Origin of the sequence: Microbacterium sp. AG238 (assembly GCF_003610405.1) — a bacterium.
GTDB lineage: Bacteria > Actinomycetota > Actinomycetes > Actinomycetales > Microbacteriaceae > Microbacterium.
Genome location: NZ_RAQC01000001.1, coordinates 1034251 through 1055533 on the forward strand (window position 1 = coordinate 1034251; position 21283 = coordinate 1055533).

General features: G+C 70.7%; 17 protein-coding genes. 6 read left to right on the forward strand and 11 right to left on the reverse strand.

Translation table 11 applies throughout. The features are described from left to right. Positions 1 to 46: 46 nt before the first annotated feature. Positions 47 to 1357, forward strand: coding sequence for an SLC13 family permease (locus tag DEU36_RS04900; protein WP_120263168.1), 1311 nt, complete (start codon positions 47 to 49; stop codon positions 1355 to 1357). An 18-nt stretch (positions 1358 to 1375) separates the two neighbouring features. Here the strand turns inward: DEU36_RS04900 and DEU36_RS04905 are convergent, their stop codons facing one another. From DEU36_RS04905 to DEU36_RS04920, 4 genes are all read right to left on the reverse strand, one after another. Then, positions 1376 to 2086, reverse strand: coding sequence for a CoA pyrophosphatase (locus tag DEU36_RS04905; protein ID WP_120263169.1), 711 nt, complete (start codon positions 2084 to 2086; stop codon positions 1376 to 1378). A 20-nt stretch (positions 2087 to 2106) separates the two neighbouring features. Then, positions 2107 to 3849 carry an AarF/ABC1/UbiB kinase family protein gene (locus tag DEU36_RS04910; protein WP_120263170.1) on the reverse strand — a complete coding sequence of 581 codons (1743 nt, stop codon included), beginning with the start codon at positions 3847 to 3849 and terminating at the stop codon, positions 2107 to 2109. A 5-nt stretch (positions 3850 to 3854) separates the two neighbouring features. Further along, entirely contained in the window at positions 3855 to 4439 is a 585-nt protein-coding gene (locus DEU36_RS04915) for a PadR family transcriptional regulator (RefSeq protein ID WP_120263171.1), read from the reverse strand. Positions 4440 to 4529: 90 nt separating this feature from the next. Continuing rightward, complete coding sequence (locus tag DEU36_RS04920; protein ID WP_120263172.1) at positions 4530 to 4898, reverse strand: helix-turn-helix domain-containing protein; 369 nt, start codon at positions 4896 to 4898, stop codon at positions 4530 to 4532. Positions 4899 to 4994: 96 nt separating this feature from the next. Between DEU36_RS04920 and DEU36_RS04925 the strand changes: the two genes are divergently transcribed. Continuing rightward, complete coding sequence (locus DEU36_RS04925) at positions 4995 to 5852, forward strand: SDR family oxidoreductase (RefSeq protein ID WP_120263173.1); 858 nt, start codon at positions 4995 to 4997, stop codon at positions 5850 to 5852. A 54-nt stretch (positions 5853 to 5906) separates the two neighbouring features. Here the strand turns inward: DEU36_RS04925 and DEU36_RS04930 are convergent, their stop codons facing one another. Then, positions 5907 to 6935 carry an Lrp/AsnC family transcriptional regulator gene (locus tag DEU36_RS04930; protein WP_183045296.1) on the reverse strand — a complete coding sequence of 343 codons (1029 nt, stop codon included), beginning with the start codon at positions 6933 to 6935 and terminating at the stop codon, positions 5907 to 5909. Between the two features lie 121 nt (positions 6936 to 7056). Here DEU36_RS04930 and DEU36_RS04935 point away from each other — a divergent pair, with 121 nt between their 5' ends. Together DEU36_RS04935 and DEU36_RS04940 are read left to right on the forward strand one after the other, a co-directional pair. Further along, complete coding sequence (locus DEU36_RS04935) at positions 7057 to 8604, forward strand: AbgT family transporter (protein ID WP_120263175.1); 1548 nt, start codon at positions 7057 to 7059, stop codon at positions 8602 to 8604. Positions 8605 to 8642: 38 nt separating this feature from the next. Further along, on the forward strand, positions 8643 to 9869 hold the full coding sequence (locus tag DEU36_RS04940; RefSeq protein WP_120263176.1) for an amidohydrolase: 1227 nt from the start codon (positions 8643 to 8645) through the stop codon (positions 9867 to 9869). A 21-nt stretch (positions 9870 to 9890) separates the two neighbouring features. Here DEU36_RS04940 and DEU36_RS04945 read toward each other — a convergent pair whose 3' ends face one another. Continuing rightward, positions 9891 to 10670, reverse strand: a complete 780-nt coding sequence (locus DEU36_RS04945; RefSeq protein WP_120264368.1) for an isocitrate lyase/phosphoenolpyruvate mutase family protein — start codon at positions 10668 to 10670, stop codon at positions 9891 to 9893. Positions 10671 to 10748: 78 nt separating this feature from the next. After that, positions 10749 to 10871, reverse strand: coding sequence for a type B 50S ribosomal protein L36 (gene ykgO / locus DEU36_RS04950; protein WP_120263177.1), 123 nt, complete (start codon positions 10869 to 10871; stop codon positions 10749 to 10751). Positions 10872 to 10953: 82 nt separating this feature from the next. Here ykgO and DEU36_RS04955 point away from each other — a divergent pair, with 82 nt between their 5' ends. Then, on the forward strand, positions 10954 to 11883 hold the full coding sequence (locus tag DEU36_RS04955) for a GTP-binding protein (protein ID WP_120263178.1): 930 nt from the start codon (positions 10954 to 10956) through the stop codon (positions 11881 to 11883). Positions 11884 to 11898: 15 nt separating this feature from the next. Here DEU36_RS04955 and DEU36_RS04960 read toward each other — a convergent pair whose 3' ends face one another. Then, a complete protein-coding gene (locus DEU36_RS04960) occupies positions 11899 to 16425 on the reverse strand; it encodes a lamin tail domain-containing protein (RefSeq protein WP_120263179.1) in 4527 nt (1508 codons plus the stop codon). A gap of 175 nt (positions 16426 to 16600) precedes the next feature. On the opposite strand from DEU36_RS04960, the gene chrA reads away from it, so the two are divergent. Continuing rightward, positions 16601 to 17806 (forward strand): chromate efflux transporter, encoded by a 1206-nt coding sequence (gene chrA / locus DEU36_RS04965; protein WP_259455220.1) that lies wholly within the window; start codon positions 16601 to 16603, stop codon positions 17804 to 17806. Here the strand turns inward: chrA and DEU36_RS04970 are convergent. From DEU36_RS04970 to DEU36_RS04980, 3 genes are all read right to left on the reverse strand, one after another. Then, a complete protein-coding gene (locus DEU36_RS04970; RefSeq protein ID WP_120263181.1) occupies positions 17796 to 19073 on the reverse strand; it encodes an MFS transporter in 1278 nt (425 codons plus the stop codon). The genes chrA and DEU36_RS04970 overlap by 11 nt on opposite strands. 100 nt (positions 19074 to 19173) lie before the next feature. Continuing rightward, complete coding sequence (locus DEU36_RS04975; RefSeq protein ID WP_120263182.1) at positions 19174 to 20493, reverse strand: M18 family aminopeptidase; 1320 nt, start codon at positions 20491 to 20493, stop codon at positions 19174 to 19176. A 34-nt stretch (positions 20494 to 20527) separates the two neighbouring features. Then, complete coding sequence (locus DEU36_RS04980; RefSeq protein WP_120263183.1) at positions 20528 to 21223, reverse strand: M15 family metallopeptidase; 696 nt, start codon at positions 21221 to 21223, stop codon at positions 20528 to 20530. Positions 21224 to 21283: the final 60 nt, after the last annotated feature.

Consider the following 21283-nt stretch of genomic DNA (forward strand, 5'->3'; position numbering starts at 1 on the left):
GATCGCCACGTCGTCTCGGTCGGCCCCGCCGGGTAGCGTGGGCCGAGTGGACCCGATCGTCGCGACTTTCCTGATCCTCGCCGCAGCGATCATCGCGTTCCTCTCGGCGCGGGTGCCGCTCGAGGTCGTGGCCGTGGGTGTCGCGCTCGCGCTGTGGGCCACGGGGGTGCTCACCCTCCCCCAGGCGTTCGCCGGCTTCGGCGATCCCACGGTGCTGTTCATCGCGAGCCTGTTCATCGTCGCGACGGCCCTCGAGACGAGCGGCGTCACCCGGATCGTCGGTGCCGTGATCCTCGCGCGCGCCGGTACGCGGCGTGGCCGCATCCTGATCTGGGTCGGCGGGATCGTCGCGATCCTCACCGCGCTGATCAGCATCAATGGCGCCGTCGCCGCGCTCATCCCCGTCGCAGCCGTGGTCGCACGCCGATCGGGACTGCCCCCTTCGCAGCTCATGATCCCGCTGGCATACATCGCCTCATCGGCCTCTCTGCTCACGCTGACGGGAACGCCCGTGAACGTGGTGGTGTCCGAGCTCGCGGATTCCGAGGCCGGCCGCCCCTTCGGCTTCTTCGAGTTCGCACTCGTCGGGCTCCCGCTCGTCGCGGCCACGATCGCGATCGTCGTGCTGCTCGGCCCACGGCTGCTGCCGCATCACGGGCCGGAGCCCGCCCCCCACCATCACACGGAGCGCGAGGCCGAGACCCTCTCGCTGGTTCCCGAGGCCGTGCGCACCGGAGCCATCCGCACCCAGCGACCCACCCGGCTGCACCGTGGCTCGCGGCGCACGCTCGCCGTCACCGCCGTGATGGTCGTGCTGCTGGCCACCGGCGCCGTTCCGCCCGCCGTCGCCGGTCTCCTCGCCGCCGGAGCGCTGATCCTCTTCCGAGTCGTGAAGCTTCCCGACCTCTACCACGGGGTGTCGTGGACCACTCTCGTGCTCATCGCCGGCATGATCCCGCTGTCGGTGGCTTTTCTCGAGACGGGCGCCGCCGACGTCGTGGCCGACGGCATGCTCGCCGTCGTCGGGCAGGCCGACCCGCACCTGGCGCTCATCGTCGTCTGCGTCGTGGTGATCGTGCTCGGACAGTTCATCTCGAACGTCGCCACCGTGCTCATCGTCGCCCCGGTCGCGACGTCGATAGCCATCACCCTCGAGGTCAGCGCGCTGCCGTTCCTCATGGCCCTCACCGTCGCCGGAGCGTCATCGTTCCTGACCCCTGTGGCCACCCCGGTCAATCTCATGGTGATGACCCCCGGCGGTTATCGGTTCGGCGACTATTGGCGGCTGGGTCTCCCCCTGAGCGTCCTGTTCCTGCTCGCGGCCGTGTTCTACGTACCGCTCATCTGGCGATTCTGATGCCCGGGAGCACGACGTTCACGGGGGCGGGAGGGGCAGCTCCCGCTCGGTGTCCCAGGCCTGGGTCCAGCCGAGCTCGGTGAACAGGCCGTCGAGGAGCATGGCGGTGAAGCCCCAGACGAGGAACTCGGCGGCATCCTGACGCACGACGAAGCCCGGTCCCCGCCATTCGGAGCCGTCGCGTCGCAGCACCGTGACGCCTCGATTCGCCGGCGCGAGCAGGTCGGCGACGGGAGCGCGGAAGACCGCGGCGGACTCGGCCACGTCGACCACGCGCACCGGCGACGGGCGACGCCACCATGCCAGGACGGGGGTGACGAGGTGACGGGAGTACTCCAAGGGCACCGGCGGAAGGGCTCCGAGAACCTCCACGCCTTCGGTGTCGAGGCCGGTCTCCTCGCGCGCTTCGCGCAGTGCCGCGGCGACGACGTCGACGTCACCGGGATCGACCCGCCCGCCCGGCAGCGCCACCTGACCCGGGTGCGACCGGAGCGTCGTCGCGCGCGAGAGCAGCAGGACGTCGAGCTCACGCGAGAGCGCGCCCTCGGGCGCGTGAGCGCTCGGGCGGTCGTCGAGGACGCCGAACAGCACGAGCACCGCGGCGGCCCGCGTGCCGGGAGCCGCCGCCACGTCACCGGCCGGGCCCGCGCCGGACGCCGGGCGTCCGAGACGCGCGGCGAGCGCGGCGAGCTGGTCGCGCGCGCCCGTTCCCGAGGGGTCGAGGGGCATTGTTCCAGGCTACCCAGCCGTCAGTCGCGCGGGCCGAAGAACCCGGCGAAGACGACGTGCAGCAACGGCAACGCCGACAGCGCCATCAGCACTGTCCCGAACGTCTCGTCGTCGGGGCGCATGAGCACTCCTGCCACGAGCAGGCCGGCGAAGAGGATTCCCGAGACCGCTCGGCGTCCCAGTCGTTCCAGACGCGACATCCGCCGTTCGAGCCGGCCGCTGTCGAAGTCGAGGTTGCCGTCCTCGAGATGCGTGATGAGGCCGTCGAGCCGCTGCGGCAGGCGCATCGTGACGTCGGCGAGCCCCATCGCACGCCGCGCCACATCGCGCATGAGATCGCCGCGTTCCTCGCGGAGAAGCCGAGCGGCGTACGGCTCCACGGCATCCCAGAGGTTGAATGCGGGATCGATCGACGTGCAGACGCCCGAGGTGAGCGATGCCGCTCGCACGACGAGCAGGAAGTTCTCGGGCAGCTGGAACGGCAGCGCGCGTGCGAGCTCACCGAACTCCCCTGCGAAATCGCGGAACTCACGGGGATCGACTTGTTTCAGTTCAGCGAACCCCATGCCGCCGAAGCGGGCGAAGAGCTGGGTCATCGCTCGCTCGAGCTCGCGGACGTCGGCGGAGGGCAACAGTGCGCCGACCTGCGAGATCCCGGCGACGAGCCCGCGGCCGTCGCGCGCCGCCGCGGCGACGAGGACGGTTCGCAGAGCTTCTCTCGTCGAGGGAGAGATCTCGCCCATCATCCCGAAGTCGATGAACGTGAGCAGCCAGTCGGGCCGGCCCTCGCGCCGCTGATCGGGGGGCACAGGCGTCACGAAGACGTTGCCGGGATGCGGATCGGCATGGAAGAAGCCGAAGCCGAAGAACTGGTCGAACATCACCGAGGCGAACACGCCGGCCACGTCGTGGGGATCGATGCCCGCGGCCCGTAGCCCCTGGACGTCCGTGACCTTGATCGCGGTGACGTCGGCGAGGGTCAGTACGCGCGACGTCGAGCGCTCCCACGCGATCTCGGGAACGGCGACCCGGGGGTTGTCGGCGAACTTCTCGCGGAAACGCTCGGCGTTGGCCGCCTCGTGACGATAATCGACCTCTTCGAGGCTCGTGACGGCGAACTCCTCGACGAGTGCGGGCATGTCCGCGCGGCGAGAGACCAGGCGGATGCGCCGGAGCCAACGGGCGATGCGCCGGAGCGCGGCGAGATCGACGTCGACGATCGTTTGGATGCCGGGGCGCTGCACCTTCACGATCACGTCGGTGAACCCGGCATCGACGGCCTGCTCGGGCGTGAGTCGGGCACGATGGGCCTGCCCGAGGGATGCCGCGGCCACCGGTTCTTCGTCGAATGACGCGTAGGCGTCGCGCAGCGGCATCCCGAGCTCCGACTCGGCGGCCGTCCGGATCTGGTCGAAGGGCACCGGCGGCACCTCGTCCTGCAGTCCGGCCAGCTCGGTGGTGATCTCCGGGGGCAGGACGTCGAGCCGGGACGACATGAACTGCCCGACCTTGATCATGAGCCCGCCGAGCTCGACCGCGAGCATGTGGAATCGGCGCGCCAGCCGGCGCAGCCGCGCCGTACGCCCGCGTTCGGCGATCCGCTCGAGACCGAAGCGCGGCAGGACGATCTCGAACCACCACGTCTGCACCAGTGCGCGAGCGGCGAATCGCAGGATGCGGCGATAGCGCGCACGCGCGCGAGCGTCACCCGGCGCCGCGAGGGTGCCGGGTGACGCGACGCGATGCGGGTCGGCCGAGGCCACCCGCGTCAGGCCTGCGCGAGCAGGGCGTACAGCTTGCGACGCGCGTCGTCGAGGATCTCGACGGCCTGCTGAACCTGCTCGGGCGATCCGCTGCGGCCGACCTGAGCGGCGGCCTGCGCCAGCTCGACTCCTGCCTTGGGCAGCGCTGTCACCCGGCTGTGGTCGCGGCTCGTGCCTTCCCACGGGGCGGACTTCTCGCCCGCCTCGCCCGCCGCCGCGCGGCCGGCCTCGGTGAGCGAGTAGGTCTTGCGACCGTTGGACTCCTCCGCGCTCACGAGTCCCTCGTCAGCGAGCAGCTGGAGCGTCGGATAGACCGATCCGGCACTCGGCTTCCACGAACCGCCGCTGCGCTCTTCGATCTCGTGGATGATCTGGTAGCCGTGCATGGGCTGCTCGGCGAGGAGGGCGAGCACGGCGGCACGGACGTCGCCGCGTCCCACCCGGGTGTTCACCTTCTGCTCGAAGGTCGACTTCAACTGGTCGAAGGCTTCGAACACGTTGTTTCCGAGGTCGGAGACGTTGAAGCCGCCCCGACCGCCGAAGATGTTGTCACGGCTGCCGAAACCGCCGGTGGGGAATGTTCCGCTCATGCTGACCTCCCGGTCGTCGATACGTTAGCGATACCTGACGATATATCGTTATCGCTCCCGGTGACAGGGTTCGCATCGGATACCCAGCCTTCAACCCCGACGTTCGACGATCTCGTCCGCGTGGGCCGCGATCCACTCCATGAGCGGCATCATGCGCTCCATCAGCTCATCGCCGCGTTCGGTCAGCGCATACTCCACGCGAGGCGGAACCTCGGGGTAGGCGGTGCGGCTCACGATGCCGTCGGCCTCCAGCGTGCGCAACGTCGAGGCGAGCATCTTCTCGCTGATGCCCGCGACGGAGCGGCGGAGCTCACCCCATCGCGCGGTTCCGTCGGTGAGCGCGAGCAGCACGAGCACGCCCCATTTGCTCATGACGTGGTCGAGCACGACGCGCGTCGGACAGTTCTCGGTGAAGATCTGATCGGACGTCGCCCGGATCTGCGCGAAACTCACTGTCATGTGCGTAGCTTACCGAAAAGTGGGTACCCCACGGTTGGAATGCGTGACCAGCGATCGGAGGTTGTGCCCGGCAACACCCGATCGAAAGGATCACCGATGACCATCCTCATCACCGGAGCGAGCGGACAGCTCGGCCACCTCGTCGTCGAGGCCCTGCTCGCCCGCGGCGTCTCCCCCGACACCATCGTGGCCGGCGCGCGCGACCTCACGAAGCTCGCCGGCCTCGCGGACCGCGGAGTGCGCACCGCCCGTGTCGACTACGACGATCCCGCCTCGCTGAACGCCGCGTTGGCAGATGTCGAGAGCGTGCTGCTCATCTCGGCATCGGAACCGGGCAAGCGGTTCGCGGGCCACAAGAACGTCATCGACGCGGCTGCGGCGGCGAACGTGTCGAAGCTCGTCTACACCAGCGCCCCGAAGGCGACGACCTTCGAGTGGGCGCTGGGCGCCGAGCACAAGGCGACCGAGGAGGCGATCGCCGCGAGCGGCGTCCCCGCCGTGATCGTGCGCAACAACTGGTACATCGAGAACTATCTGCCCGACGTCCAGCGGGCCGCCGAGAGCGGCGTCATCGCGGCATCTGTCGGCGAGGGCCTCATCGCCGCCGCTTCGCGCGCCGACTTCGCCGAGGGGGCCGCTGTCGTCCTCCTCGAGGACGGTCACATCGGTGAGGTCTACGAGTTCGCCGGTGACACCCGCATCGATTACGACGCCGTCGCCGCCGGAGCGGCCGAGGTGCTCGGTCGCGACGTCGCGTATGTCCGCGTCTCGACGGACGACCACATCGCCGCGCTGGAAGGCGCCGGGCTGGATGCCGACACCGCCCGATTCGTCGCGGGGATCGACACCGGAATCCGCGAGGGTGTCCTCGACGTCGACGACAACACCCTCTCGCGCCTCATCGGACGGCCCACGACGCCGTTCGCCGAGGGACTTCGCGCTGCCCTCGCTTGACCCAGCGCGACCGGGCTCGACGAGCGGCACGATGCTGCCATCCGTCGAGCCCGGTCATCCGGTCCCGTCGCCGACCCACGACACCCGCCCCTCGTACCGGTTGCGCTCGTCGAAGAGGTGTCCGACCCGTTTGTAGTAGTGCAGCAGGATCGCACGGTCCAGCACGCGCAGCTCGAGGCTCCGCGCGAGCTCGGCTTCGACCGCCGTCGCCTCGGCGAGGTCGCGGAGCCAGACGATCACGTAAAGGTTCGAGGCTCCGCCCGCGAGAGCGGCGCACATCCGCGTCATGGGCATGACGGCGATCTCGGATGCCGTGGCCTCGAGGCGCCCCGCCGGCACGACCAGCCACAGGGCGAGCGCGTGAGGCCACATCGTCTGCTCGAGCGAGACGTCGATGCGCTGTTTGATCCATCCCCGCTCGAGCACGCGTCGCACGACGCGACGCGCATGCGCCTCCGACACCCCGAGCTCTCGAGCGATGTCGGCGGGCGCGACCCGGCCGTCCGCTTCGAGAGCCCGGAGCACCGGGCGCCACTGCGCGGCCAGGGAGTGCGCGTCATCGTCCGGGCGCGCGGCGTCGGAGTCGTCGCCCACCCCCGCGGTCTCCGGCGAGCCGACGGCCCGCCAGCGCGAGCCCTCCGAGAACATGCGCGTGACGATCGTCGAGCGGACGCCGGTCACGGCCTCGTGCGTGGCCACGCGCGATTGGATGAGCCGTCGGAACTGTTCCATGTCGTCCGCCACGATCGTGACGACGAGGTCGCGCTCCCCCGTCATACCCGTGAGCGACAGGAACTTCGGCTCGGTGCGCAGCTGCGCCGCGACCTCGTCGACGGTGCCGGGGCGACAGCGGATCTCGACGAGCCCGGTGACGAGTCCCGGAGCAGTGACCGCATACGCCGACGACCACGCGGCGCCCGCCGCCGCGAGCGTCTCCCATCGCCGTCGGGCCGTGGGGGCGCTCACGCCGATAGCGCGGCCGATGCGCGCCCACGAAGCTCGAGGCGCCTGCTGGAGGGCCGTGATGAGCGAGAGGTCCGAATCCGACAGATCGTGCGGGTGAATGGGAGTCGCGGAGCGCATGATCGATCTTTTCATGGTGCTTCATGTCTGAATCGATCACCGTAACCTGATCGAGACACGGAATCGGCACCATCGCTGCATCGCGTATCCCTCCGCGCGACGACGATCGGAAAGAGTGCCCATGGCCGCTGACAGCACCACCGCTCTGACGCTCGCCCACGCCCCCGGGGTGGGCGGACGCATCCTCCGCACCATCGAACGAGTCGGCAACCGGCTGCCTCACCCGTTCTATCTGTTCCTCATCATCGCGGGGCTGGTGGCGGTGGCCTCCGGCATCGCCAGCGCCCTGGGCGCCCGCACCCTCGATCCGCAGACGGGCGAGGCGGTTCCCGTGCGCAGCATCCTGTCGCCCGAGGGCGCCGTGTACGCGCTCACCTCGGCGATCGAGAACTTCGTCTCGTTCCCGCCGCTCGGGCTGATCATCACGGTCATGCTCGGCATCGGGCTCGCCGAGCGTCTCGGTCTCCTCAAAAGCGCGATGCGCGGCGCCGTGCTGGCTGCGCCGCGATGGGCCGTGACGTTCGTCGTCGTGCTCGTGAGCCTCATGGGCAACCTCGCCTCGGACTCGGCGATGGTCATCCTGCCGCCCCTCGCGGCCGCCGCCTTCCTGGCGGCCGGACGGCATCCTCTCGCCGGGTTCGCGGCGTCGTACGCGGCGGTCGTCGCCGGGTTCAGCGCCAACGTCGTGCCGGCGGGCACGGATGTGCTGCTGTCGGGCATCACGACCTCGGCGGCGCAGATCGTCGACCCCGAAGCATCCGTGTCTCCCCTGGCCAACTACTTCTTCATGGCCACCTCGACTCTCATCCTCGCCGTCGTCATCACCGTCATGTGCCAGCGGTACGTCGAGCCGCGTCTCACCCCCTACCAGGGCGGTCTCGCGGACGACGACGCCGCCCGGCCGCTCGACGACCGGGAGCGACGCGGTCTGCGGGTGGCCGCCCTCGCCGTCGCCGTGTACCTCGCGGTCGTTGCGACGGCCGTGATGCTGCCCGGGTCGCCGCTGCAGGGCGAGGGCGGACAGATCCTGCGCTCTCCGTTCATGACGGCGCTGCCGATCTTCATCCTGTTCCTGTTCCTGATCGCAGGCATCGCGTACGGTGTCGCAGCGAGAACCCTCACGCGAGCCGCCGACGTACCCGAGCACATGACGGCGGCGGTGCGCGACCTCGTGCCCTTCATCGTCGTGATCTTCACCGCGGCGCAGGCCATCGCCTGGTTCAACTGGTCGCAGCTCGGGCTGCTGCTGGCTACCTCCGGAGCCGAGGCGATGGAGTCCTCCGGGCTCGGCGGCATCGGCGGCCTTCTGCTGTTCAGCCTGTTCTGCACGATCCCGGCGCTGCTGCTCGCGAGCGGGTCGGCACTCTGGACGCTACTGGCCCCGATCTTCGTGCCGATGTTCATGCTGACCGGGATCGACCCCGCATACGTACAGGCGGCGTTCCGCATCACCGATTCTGCGACCAATCCCCTCGTCCCGATGAACCCGATGCTGCCGGTCGTGCTCGGCCTGCTCCAGCGCTGGGAGCCCAAGGCGGGCCTGGGCACGCTGTTCGGGCTCGTGATCCCGTTCACGGTCGTGATCTGGGGTGTCTGGCTGCTGCAGTTCCTCGTGTGGGGACTGCTCGGCCTCCCCGTCGGCCCCGGACACGGGCTCGAGCTGGCCTGACGTCCGCGCACCCCTCCCGCCCCACAGAAGGAGACCCCATGACCACCCTCACCGCACGGCCCGCGACAGCCTCCGCCGCCGCGGCGATGCCGGCCGCCCTCGACGCCCTGCGTCCGTCGCTCGCCGGCCACATCGACACCCTCGTCGACATCGCGGCGGACTTGCACGCCCACCCCGAGATCCGCTTCACCGAGCACCACGCGGCCGCTCGCCTGACGGCCGAGCTCGATCGAGCGGGCTTCGCCGTGCAGCGCGGCTTCGCGGGTCTCGACACGGCGTTCGTCGGTCGCTGGTCGCCTGACGGGGCAGATGCGGACGCGCCAACCGTCGCGATCTTCTGCGAGTTCGACGCTCTCGAGGAGATCGGCCACGCCTGCGGGCACAACCTCATCGCCGCATGCGGCATCGGAGCGGCCCTGCTGGTCAAGGATGCCCTGACGGCGGAGCCCACGAACGCGAACCTCGTCGTCATCGGCAGCCCCGGCGAGGAAGGCGCCGCGGGCAAGGTTCCGATGATCGAAGCGGGCGTGCTCGACGGTGTCGACATCGCGATCATGGTGCACCCCGCCGGCACCGATGCGGTTCGCGGGTCATCGCTCTCGCGGGTCGCCCTCGACGTCGACTTCCACGGCCGGGCGGCTCACGCGGCCGCCGCGCCCGAACGGGGCCGCAACGCGCTCGACGGTGCGACGCTGTCGCTGACGGCGATCGGGATGCTGCGCCAGCATCTGACCGACGACGTGCGGGTGCACGCCATCATCACGAACGGCGGCGAGGCGCCCAACATCATTCCCGAGCACGCAGCGCTGCGGATCTTCGTGCGGGCCGGCGATCGAGAGCACCTGCTGAGCGATGTCGTTCCCCGCGTCCGCGCGTGCTTCGAGGGGGCGGCGATCGCGACCGGCACCACCGTCGAGATCGCCGAGAACACCCCGCCCTACTTCTCGCTCCGCGCGAACCCCACCCTCGTCGACCTGGCCGAGGCCGCCTATGGCGCACTGGGCCGCGAGCTCGAGCCGGACCCGACGCTCGGCGGATCGACCGACATGGGCAATGTTTCGCACGTCGTGCCGGCGATCCATCCGATGATCCGGCTCGTCGCCGACGCGGTGCCCCATACGCGCGAGTTCGCCGCCTCGGCGGGCGACCCCGAACTCGCCCGCACGACGATCGCCGACGGCGCGCTCATGCTCGCCGCCACGGCGCTCGCGGCCGTGCGCGACCCCGCGATCATCGCCGACGCTCAGGAGACGTTCGCGTCGTGATCGCGGGGCGCGCTGGCCGGCTCAGTTCAAGGGGCGCGTCGAGGGCGGGATGACTCCGTTGGCGTAGAGCTGCTGGGCCACGTCCTGCAGCGCCGTGAGAGCGACCCGCTGCGTCGTCGGACCGTACGAGATGCGGGCCACGCCGAGATCCTCGTACTCCGTCGCGGTGAGCGCGCCGGGCAGCCCGATCACGCTGAGCTTGCGCTCCCCGAGGCCGTCGACGAGGCGCCGGGTGATGTCGGCATCGAGGATGCCCGGGACGAACACCAGATCGGCACCGGCGTCGAGGTAGGCGCGGCCCCGCTCGATCGCGTCGGCGATCGACTCCTCGGTCGAACGGTCGCCCGCGCGCACGAAGGCGTCGGTGCGGGCGTTGAGGGCGAACGGGACACCCTCGGACTCCCCCGCCCGGACGATGGCCTCGACCGCGCGGACCGAGTCCGCGAGAGGCTGCAGGCGGTCTTCGACGTTGGCTCCGACGATGCCCACGCCGATGGCCCGGCGCGTCGTCTCACCGGGGTCGCCGAAGCCGGCGTCGAGGTCGGCCGACACCGGGACGTCGCCGGCCACCGAGACGATGCGGCCCACCATGTCGAGCACGATCTCGAGCGGGATGTCGGTGCCGTCCTCGTACCCGAACGACGCGGCGATCGAGTGACCGGCGGTGGCGATCGCGCGCGTCTCGGGCAGAGCCAGGATGGCCTCGGCCGACACCACGTCCCACACGTTCACCACCCGGAGGATCTCGGGCGCGGCATGGAGTGCGGACAGGGTCTGGGCTCGCTCAGCGGGGGTGCTCATGCCGATCACGCTAACCGCGCGCGGCGGGCACGGGGCACATGTTGCGCGATTCGACAACACGTGTCATCGGGCCGCGCCTCAGCCCTGGCGCCCTTTGAACCGCGGGTTGAGCTTGTTGATGACGTATATGCGGCCACGGCGACGCACGACCTGCGCGCCGGGCTGATTCTTCAGCGACTTGATGGATGCGCGAACCTTCACGACAACCTCCTATTGAGAACTCTTATCAACAACAAGGTACGGTGGAGGACCGATCGCCACAACTCGAGCCGGAGAGAACACCGTGACCACTCATCTCGCCGTCACCGGCGTCTGCAGCGCCGAACGCCGTCGTTACGCCCGTCTGTGCGTCATCGCCGGGCGCCATCGCGCCCTCCGCGTCATCGACCTCGCCAGCGACGCCGACCCGGCCCACATCCACGCCACCGTCCACGGAATGCCCTCGCTCTGCGTGCTGGATGCCCGCCATGCGATGGACGACCTGCGCGACGAGGCACCGCTGCGTCGGACCGTCCCGCACGGAGACGGGCGAGGAGACGTCGGAGCACGGGCGCGGCTGGCGGCGCAGCTGATCGAGGCGGCGAGCGCCGTCGTGATCGTCAACTGGGAGCGGATGCCGACGGCCGACCTGTCGATCCTCATGGCACTCGCGTCGCACCTGGCACCGACCGCCCGCATCCGACTCAGCCGCGGCGTCGTCGACGACCTCTCCGCACTGGGCTTCGGCACCACCCTTCCGCTGCGCGACGCGGGCGACCGCGCCGGATGGACGCGTGCTCTCAACGGCGAGCACGATCCGTTCCTGACCGATCGACGCGTTGCGACGATGCGCTACGAGCAGTTGCGCCCGTTCCACCCCGGCCGGCTCGTGCTGGCTCTCGATCTGCTCGATTCCGACTCGTGCGGACTGGTCCTGCGATCGGTCGGGGTCTGCCGTCTCGCGACGCGGCCGAATGTTCCCGCGCGGTGGGAGCAGGCTGGTTCGGCCATGTGGATCGACCCGATCGAGGCCGGCCACGGACTCGACGACGTCGGCCAGGACATCGCGCTGACGGGCGTCGACCTGAACACCGCAGCTGTTCGGCACGTCCTGGATGCTGCCGTGCTCGACGACGCGGAGCTGTCGGCGGGTCCGACGGCCTGGCGACGGCTGTCCGACCCCCTGCCCGAATGGAACGTGGCGGTCGGGTCCGAAGACCCGACCGCCGACTGAGCCGGCAGGTACGGCTCAGACCCGTTCGCGGCGATGCGCACGCCGGCGCAGGAGGGTGAGGAGGGCCCCACCCGCCAGGAGAGCGAGGGCGATCCCGGTCGCGGTGACGGCGGTCGCGCCGTCACCGCCGGTTGCGGCGAGGTCGCGACGAGATCCGGTTCCCGCACCGACGACCGAGCCCGCGGTGTCACTCGCGCCCGCACCGTCGGCCGGAGCCCCACCCGTGCCGCCGGCACCACCGCCGCCTCCGACGCCGCCGTCCGAGCCCCCGCCCGAGCCGCTGCCGGGGTTCCCGGGCTCGGCCGCCGCCACGACCGTGAACAGCGACACCCGCGAGTTGTCGACAGCACCGAACGGATCACTCGTGCGGACGTACCACCCGCGCTCGCCCTCCTCGGCGAGCGGCCATGCGGCCGAGAGGATCGAGCCGCTCGCGACATCCGAGAAGGTCGCGATCTCCGTGCCGCCGAGGACCTCCGCCGAGAAGGCGTCGGTGCCGAGGGTGCGCGTGCCCGGGTCGATGCGCAGCTGCTCGTACGTGAGCGCGAACTCCTGCTGCGAGTAGTCCCCTGCTCCCGCCGGGCCCAGGAGGCTCGGCTCGTCGGAGTTGTAGACGTCGAGTGACGGCGAGTAGGTGCGCACGAGCATCTGCCGCCCCTCGTTGTCGAAGTGCAGGAGGCGGAGGAAGCCGAGGCCGCCCTCCGGGAGGCCCTGGTAGTCGAACAACATCGAGTACACGGTGCGATCCGAGACGCCGTCGCCGTCGTCGTCGAACGCGTCCTCGCGCAGGAATGCGTCGTGGTAGTGCCCGGAGAAGACCATGCGGACGTTCGGGTTGGTCGCGACGACCTCGTCCATGACCCGCTGCGGGATCGCGCCGAGCCCGCCGGTGGTGAGGATGAACTCGTGCTGCGCGATGATCGCGACGCGATCGGGGTGCTGCGCGAGCACCTCGTTCATCCACGCGATCGATTGATCGCCGGGGAGCCATCCGGTGTACAGCATGAGGAAGTCGATGCCGCCCGCCGAGATGAGGTCGTAGTGACCGCGGTTGTCCTCGAAGCTGCCGCCGTACCAGGGATTGCCGGCGTAGCGGTCCTCGCCGAAGTACGCACCGTAGTTCGAGTAGTCCTCGAGGTGGTGGCCCACATCGTGGTTGCCGGCGAGCACGCCGTAGGGCAGACCGGCCTCGTCGAGGCGGCGGTACTCGGGGTCGGCTCGCTCCCACTGCTCCATGACGTCGTAGTCGTCGATGATGTCGCCGGTGTGGAAGAGGTACTGCAGGTTGAGGTCGTCGCGCCGGTCGAGCAGGTACGAGTGGATGGCCTGCTGGTGACGATACGGCTCCCCGGGCAGGGTGTTCTCGTTGTAGTACTGCGTGTCCGACTCCCACGCCAGGGTGAAGTCGTACTCGCTGCGCGGAACATCGGCGGCGTTGTGCGGTGCGACCGGAGTCGTCCGGTCCGAGCGGTCCGCGCCCGCGAAGCCCTCGGAGTGCTGCACGAGCATCCGCACCACCCGTCCCGCGCCGTCCGAGGCGGCGAATGCGTAGTCGTCGACCGCGACGACGGCGTCGAGCGAGAACGACTCGTCGTCGGACGCGCTCACGTGGCGGTCGACCTCGTCCCATCCCGATCCGTCCGCGCGCTGCACGTAGAGGATCACGGTGGCTCCCGCGTCGGCACGACCCGACCACGTCGAGCGGACATCCGATCCGGCGTCGGCATCGCTGACTGCGACGTCGAACGACTGGTATGGGAAGGCGCGGTCACTCGAGTTCTCCTCCGCGACCCCGTCGATGGCCGCGAGCGTGCTCAGGTCGTCCGCGGTCAGCGGCTCCGCCTCGGCGCGATCGACGGCGCGAGCGTCCTGCACGGTGCCGGACTGCACGCTGACGTCACCGTCCGACAGATCGAGCCGGCGGCCCTCGAGGAAGCTCACGTCGAGCACGTCGCCCGTCGGGTCCTCGACCTTCGCCTGCAGGGTCACCTCACCGGCGGCGACCTCCGCCCCTTCGGCCGGCGCGAGCGCGCCCGCGCTCGGCTGCTCCTGGTAGGTCGTGAAGGTCGCGGTCCACGTGCCGGTGTTGCCGACGTGGTCGGTCGCGGTGATCTCCACGCGGTGGTCCCCCGCGGCAAGGGCCACCGAGGAGGTCTCATGGGGCAGGGCGATCTCTTCGCCGTCGAGTCGGGCGACGGTGCTCGCGACACCCGAGCCCGCGTCGGTGATCGCGGCGTCGATGAGGATCGGGCCCTGGTACGACGTGCCGTCCACGATCTGAGACACCACGACGGGGGCGGTGTTGTCGACCGTCACCGTTCGCGAGAGCGCCGTCTGTCCGTCGGTGGCGGCGACGACCGCGGCGCCGTCCGCGCGCTCGGTCGTGTCCCACGAGGCCGAGAGCGCGGCGAACGCGTCGTCGGGCAGGGCGAAGCGCGCCTCGTAGAAGTCGAGCTTGCCCGTCGGGGCTCCCGTCTCGGTCACGCTGTCGCCCATACGGAGGACGGCGGCGGGGTCGTCGTAGCCGACGGGTGTGAGCGTCCGCCCGTCGGGCAGGACCAGGCGCAGGCCTCGGATCTCGAAATCGTCGTTGTTCTCGGCGAGGTCGATCTCGGGCGCCTTCTTCGTTCCCGCCCAGACGCTGACGACGAGCTCATCGCCGCGGACGACGTACTCGAGCGGAACGGGGGTGACGACCGTCTCCCATCCCTCCGTGCCGATCTCGAAGATGTTGAGGACGTCGTCGCCGATGCGCACGCCGTTCTTGAAGTAGTAGTTGACGTTCGTCGTGTCGAAGACGAATCGGGGTTCGTCCTCCAGAGTGGGCTCGGTCGGCACGGCCGCCCCGTCGATCGTCAGCTCGATCGGACTGGGGTAGGTGTCGCCGGCTGCCACGACCTCGGTCGCGCCCGAGACGAACCGGCCGTCCTCGAGATTGAGCCGGACCGGATTGGCGTCGACCCCCGCTACCGGGACACGATGGGCCTCGGTGGACGTGGAGTTCGTGCCGTCGCTCGCCGTGATCGTGTACTCGTACCAGCTCTTGCCGATGAGGTCGGCGGCGTTGACCACGAACGTCACCGATCCGTCGCCCGCGTCGAGGAGGTTGATGCGCGCCGGGGCGCGATCGACGTCGTTGGCGAGTTCGAGCGTCACGGTCCGCGCCAGCACATCGTCGGTCACGGTCGCGGTGATGGCGAAGTCGGTGCCCGGCTGGATCTCGGCGGCGGTGCCGTCGACGATCATCGGCGCTTGCGTGTCCGGCGCGACGATCATGAGCCCCGCGGGAACCTGGTCTGCCTGCACGGCACCCGGTGACGCCGGGGCGAGATCGACGATCCGCTGCGTGGCGACATCCGCTCCGACGGTGTAGCGGATCCCCTGGTCGGCCACGGTGTCATCGGCGCCGTCGAGGTTGTACAACGCCGTGCTGACGTGGCGGCCGCTGTTGGTCTCGATGGCGATGCCGCGAGCGGAGCCGTTCGCCATACCCGCGGAGGAGATCTCGACGAGGCCCTCACCCGGAACGAGGCTCGAATCGAAGTGGGCGTTGAAGTCGGCGGCGGTGAGCGCGTCGTTGGCGCCGTTCTTGATCCACAGCACCAGCGTCTCCCCGCCCGGGATCACGACGTCGCCGGGCACGGCCGGCCAGACGCTCGACGAGCCCTCGACCGGGTACAGGTAGTCGATCGTGTAGTCGGAGAAATCGATCGGGTCGCTCGAGGCGTTGTACACCTCGATGAACTCGAAGGCGTCCGAGCCCGCGACGTTCGCCGAGTCGGGCAGCAGCTCGGTGATCTGCAGCGGCGCGGTGACGACGGTCGGATCGGGCTTCGGGTCGAAGCCCGGCTGGCCCCCGGGCTCCTCGCCGACGGGCGGGGTGACGGCTTCGGGAGCCACGACACCGGGGGTGGCCACGGCCGGTTCCGCGAGGATGTCGGCACCGCCGTCGACCCGCTCGGCGGGCAGGCGGAAGTGCGCGGATTCTCCGGCCGCTGCCGCGGTGCGCCCGTAGGTCGACCACCCGACCGTCTGGTCGTTCTGAAGGATGCGGATACCGCGCGGCGCGCTGTTGGCCATCCCGGCCTGCCCCGTCACGCGCACGACGGTCGTGTCGGCGCCGGCGCCCCAATGCGCCCGGAAGTCGTCGATCGAGCGGGCGAAGGAATCGACGCTGCCCGCCGTGTAGCTCAGCCAGAACACCACGGTGCCGCCGGCAGGGATCACGACCGGGTCGGGCAACGTGAGCGGCACGTCGCGAGAGCGATCGGCGCCGTCGGTGTAGGTGTACGCGAACGAGACTCCCGCGGCCGCCAGGTCGACGTCTGCGGCACCGCGGTTGTGCACCTCGAAGAACTCGTAGTCGTCGACGCCGACGTTGTCGGGGGCGATCTCGGTGACGATCAGCGGGTCGGATGCCGCGTCGGCAGCCGTGGGCGCTGCAAGCGCGGGAGCCGCCAGCGAGAGCGAGACCGCTCCCGCGGCGAGCGACGCCGTCATCGCGATGGTCAGGAAACGGGCGCGTGGGCGCTCAACGGGCATGACAAGCCACCTTCGGTGCAAGAGGGATGCCGCCGACGGTAGGGACCGCACGCGAGCGCGAGGTGAACGGCGCTGCCCCGCCAGGTGTCCGCCCGGTGACGCGCCGCGACATCTCGGTGTGCTAGTCAGGCGTGGCGTTCACCGCGTGTTCACGGATCGATGGTGCGCTGGACGCGTGTCGAACCTCGCCGCCGTGTTCGTCGTCTTCCTGCGCCTCGGGCTGACCTCCTTCGGGGGCCCTGTCGCGCACCTCGGCTACTTCCGCGACGAGTTCGTCGCGCGGCGCCGGTGGATCGGCGACCGCGTCTACGGCGAGCTCGTGGCCCTGTGCCAGTTCCTGCCGGGGCCCGCGTCGAGCCAGGTGGGGTTCGCGATCGGCCTGCGCCGTGCCGGGCTCGCGGGCGCGCTCGCGGCCTTCGCCGCGTTCACCCTGCCCTCGGCGGCGCTCATGGTGTGGGCGGCGAGCGGTATCGGGGCCGTGACCGGCCCGGTCGCGACCGGGGTGATCGACGGCCTGAAGGTGGTCGCGGTCGCCGTCGTCGCGCACGCGGTCTGGGGCATGGCTCGGACTCTCGCTCCCGACCGCCCCCGCGGGACCATCGCGATCGCGGCGGCGGTCGGTACCGCCCTCGTGGGCGGGCCGTTCGCCCAGTTCGGCGCGATCGCGTTCGGCGCTCTCGCGGGGGCCCTGTGGCTCCGCGAGGATGCCGCGACACTCGACTCCGACGACGCCGCGGACGACGCCCTTCCGAGCGCGGGCACCCGCATCGGCATCGCCGCGCTCGTGGTCCTGGCCGCCCTCCTCGTCGCGAGCCCGATCGCCGCACGGGTCACGGGAGACGGCGTCATCGCCCTGTTCGACGCGTTCTTCCGCTCGGGCGCGCTCGTCTTCGGGGGCGGCCACGTCGTTCTCCCGCTTCTCGAGAGTGCGGTCGTCGGCCCCGGCTGGGTCGATGCCGAGACGTTCCTCGCCGGATACGGCGCGGCGCAGGCCCTCCCCGGACCGCTCTTCTCGTTCGCCGCCTACCTGGGCGCGCTCTCGAGCGTCGGCCCCGGGGGCGCAGCGGGAGCCGCGATCGCGCTCGTCGCGATCTTCCTGCCCGGCTTCCTCCTGCTCCTCGGGGCCTTGCCCGTGTGGGCAGTCCTCCGGCGCCGCCCCCGCGCACGAGGCCTGGTGAGCGGGGCGAGCGCGGCGGTCGTCGGCATCCTCGGCGCCGCCCTCTACGACCCGGTCTTCACGACGTCGGTGACCCGCGTCGACCAGTTCGCGCTCGCCCTCGTCTGCTTCGGTCTACTGACGCTCTGGCGCTGTCCGGCCTGGATGGTCGTGGTGCTGGGGGCCGGTGCGGGCGCGGCGACCGGAGCGCTGCTCAGCGGCTGACGAGGGAGCGGGTGGAGCGGGCGCCGCGCGGCATCCGGGCTCGTTCGGCTGCACGCTCACGACGCTCGATGGCGAGGTTGACGCCGCCGAGCACCAGGACGAGCACCGCGGCGATCGTCGGCAGGAGCATCGCGAGCCGGACGTCTCCCGCCTCCGCGATCGCGCCGGTGACGGCCGATGCGAGCGCTTGAGCCAGCGTCAGCGCCGACCCGAGCAGTGTCATCGTGGTCGCCGACCGGCCGACCGGGCTGCGGTGACCGGCGATGCTGAACAGCGTCACGAGCGTCGGGCCGACGCCGAGCCCCATCAGCAGGAGCATGACGATGACCGCGCCGAGCGAGTCCGAGGCGGCGTAGCCGCCGGCCGAGATCGCGAGGACGGCCGCGAAGACGAGCCAGCGGTGCCGCAGCGCGAAACGCGAGGGCAGCAGCACGACGGCGAGCGCAAGAGCGGCTGACCCGATGCCCATGAGGCCGTAGAGCAGCCCCGCCTCGACACCCTCGCCCGCGGTCTGCGCGAAGGCCGTGAGCGACGTCAGCGTCGCGCCGAAGAAGAGCCCCACCCCGAAGGTGCCCGCCACGAGGACGAGGATGCGAGGACGCAGCACCTGTGCGATGGGCGCGCGCTCCTCGCTCTCGCCGGGCGCCAGGGCGGCAGCAGCGATGAGACCGCTCGGGTGCAGGGCGAAGGCGGTCACGAAGACGAGGCTCAGGGCCGCGGCGATCGCGATCGGAGCCCAGGGTGCGATCGCGGCGGCGAGGATGCCGACCAGGAACGGGCCGATGACGAACGCCGTCTCGTCCGCGGCGGATTCGTACGACATGACGCGTGAGAGCGTGCGCGGGCGGTGCTCGGGGCTGAGACGGACGCGGATGATGCCCATCAGTCGACTGCGTGACATCGCCGCCGCCTGCGGCGCGCTCAGACCGATCGCCGCGGCTGCGGTCAGGATCAGCGGGTCGGGAGCCCCGGCAGTGACGACGATGGGGAACACCCCGAGCAGGAGGCCGTTGAGGATGCCGAGGGGAACCAGCACCCGGCGCTGCCCGAATCGATCGACGGCGTCTCCGATGACGGGACCGGCGATCACCACGCCGACGCCGACGGCGGCGGACGTGAGCCCGCCGAGCCCGACCGATCCCGTCGCCGAGACGACGAGGGTGAGGACACCCACGACCATCATGGCGAAGGGAAGCCGGGCGATGAACGCGATCGGGAAGAACACCCGACCGGTGTGGTGGATCAGGGAACGATCATTCGACGTCATGCATGCCTCCGAGCAGTCAGCTCGTTCTCACGTGCCGCCTTGCTCCGTCAGCAGGTAGTTGCATCGCTTCGCCCGGGCCGGCGCCGCGGACCGCTCGAGTCTACCGGCGGAACAGCTCTTCGGCGACGAGAGAGAGGTCGTGGAGGTCGGAGACCCCCGCGAGCTCGCGCGCCGAGTGCATCGAGAGGATCGGGATCCCGACGTCGACCGTGCGGATGCCCAGGCGGGTGGCGGTGATCGGGCCGATGGTCGAACCGCACGGCACGGCGTTGTTCGAGACGAACTCCTGGCTGCGCACGCCCGCCGCGTCGCACCATCCGTTCCAGGCGGCCGCTCCGACGCCGTCCGTCGCGTACCGCTGGTTCGCGTTGATCTTCAGGATCGGTCCCGATCCGAGCACCGGCAGCACGACGGGGTCGTGCTTGTGCGCATAGTTCGGGTGCACAGAGTGCCCGACGTCGCTCGAGACGCACCACGACGCCGCGAGTCCGCGCATGCGTTCCTCGCGATCGGCACCGAGACCGAACTGGATGCGTTCCACGACATCGGCGAGGAACGGGCCGGCCGCCCCCGACCGGGTCGCCGAACCGACCTCCTCGTGGTCGAAGACGGCCAGCATCGCGATATGACCGGCATCGAAGCCCGCGGCGGCGCGCTCGAGGGCGACGACGCCGGCATGAACGGAGGCGAGGTCGTCGAGGCGCCCGGATGCGAAGAAGACGTCTCCCGCGCCGAAGACGGCGCCGCGCGCGGCGTCCGCCGTCACGACGTCGTATCCGCGGATGCGGCCGGCATCCACTCCGGCCTCGCGGGCGAGCTCGCCCAGCAGGTCGGCTGACTCGGCCGAGCCCAGCCCCCACACGGGTTGCGTCTGCGTCTGCTTGTCGAGGGCGAGATGGTCGTTGGCCTCGCGATCGAGATGGATGGCGAGCTGGGGAAGACGGAGCAGCGGTCCCGTCGCGGTGAGCACCGAGGTGCCGTCATCCAGCACGAGGCGACCGGCCAGTCGCAGTTCGCGGTCGAGCCAGGAGTTCAGCAGCGGCCCGCCGTAGACCTCGACACCGGCCTGCAGCCAGCCGAGGCGGCCGGTGGTGGGTCGGGGCTTGAGCTTGAAAGCGGGCGAGTCGCTGTGCGCGCCGAACACCCGCACGGGTGTCACGGCGGTCGCGGATGCCGGCACGATCCACGCGAGCACGGCACCGTCGCGCACCACCACGTACCGCCCGCCGGGCTGTTCCGGCCAGCGCTCGTCCTCCGACAGCGGGGTGAACCCGGCGGCGACGAGGCGACGAGCGACATCGGCGGCGGCGTGGAAGCTCGACGGCGACGCTGCGACGAAGTCGGCGAGGTCGTCGACGTGGGAGCGGGCGGCGGCGGTGACGGCAGACACGGTGACTCCTGGATCGTTGGGGGCCTGCATCGATCGTAGGCGCACCCGCCGCCGCATCCCGGGCTCAGCCGTTGGCATCGGTGCGCATGGGCGGGCACTCCGTGCCGGGCGCAGTGGCCAGCTCGAAGTGCCACGGCTCGTTGCCGTAGGTCTGGCAGATGCCGAACTCCGACCCGTACGAGATCAGCCAGTACTGCGCGTCGACGGGTCCGATGTCGATGGCGTCGCCGCTGACGTGGCGCGACTGCTCGGGGGTGGCGACGTAGGCGCGGGCGGTCTCCTCCCCCACCGACGCGATGCGGGCATCGAGAAGCCACTGCTGGTACGCCGCGCTGCGCCATCCGCTCGTCACCCCGAGGTGGATGCCGTCGTCGGCGGCGCGCGCTTCCGCGGCGCGCATCGCCCCCAGCAGTTCGGGGTCGAGTCGCGAGATGGCGGGTAGATCGTCGTCCCACAGGCTGATCTGCACGCCGTCCTCGATGAACCCGTCATCGGCCGTCGGCGAGAACGCCAGGCCCGGGAGCACCGGCGGCATCGGCGGCAGCTGCAGGCCCGTCGCACCCGCGAGCGCACCGGTGACGGTCGCCCCGAGAGCCGCCGCGCCCGCGACGGCGACCGCGGCGAGAGCGAGGCGACGACGACGAACACGGCGGGATGCCCGCGCTCGCGGACGCGGCGGCACGAAGGTCGCTCGCCGTGCGGACTCGATCGTCGGCAGCGCGAGCGGGCGGGGCGGAATCGAGGGGGAAGGAGTGCTCATGCCTCCAGAGCACACGAGCGGATGTTGCCACGACGTCGCCGATTCCGCATACGCCGGCGA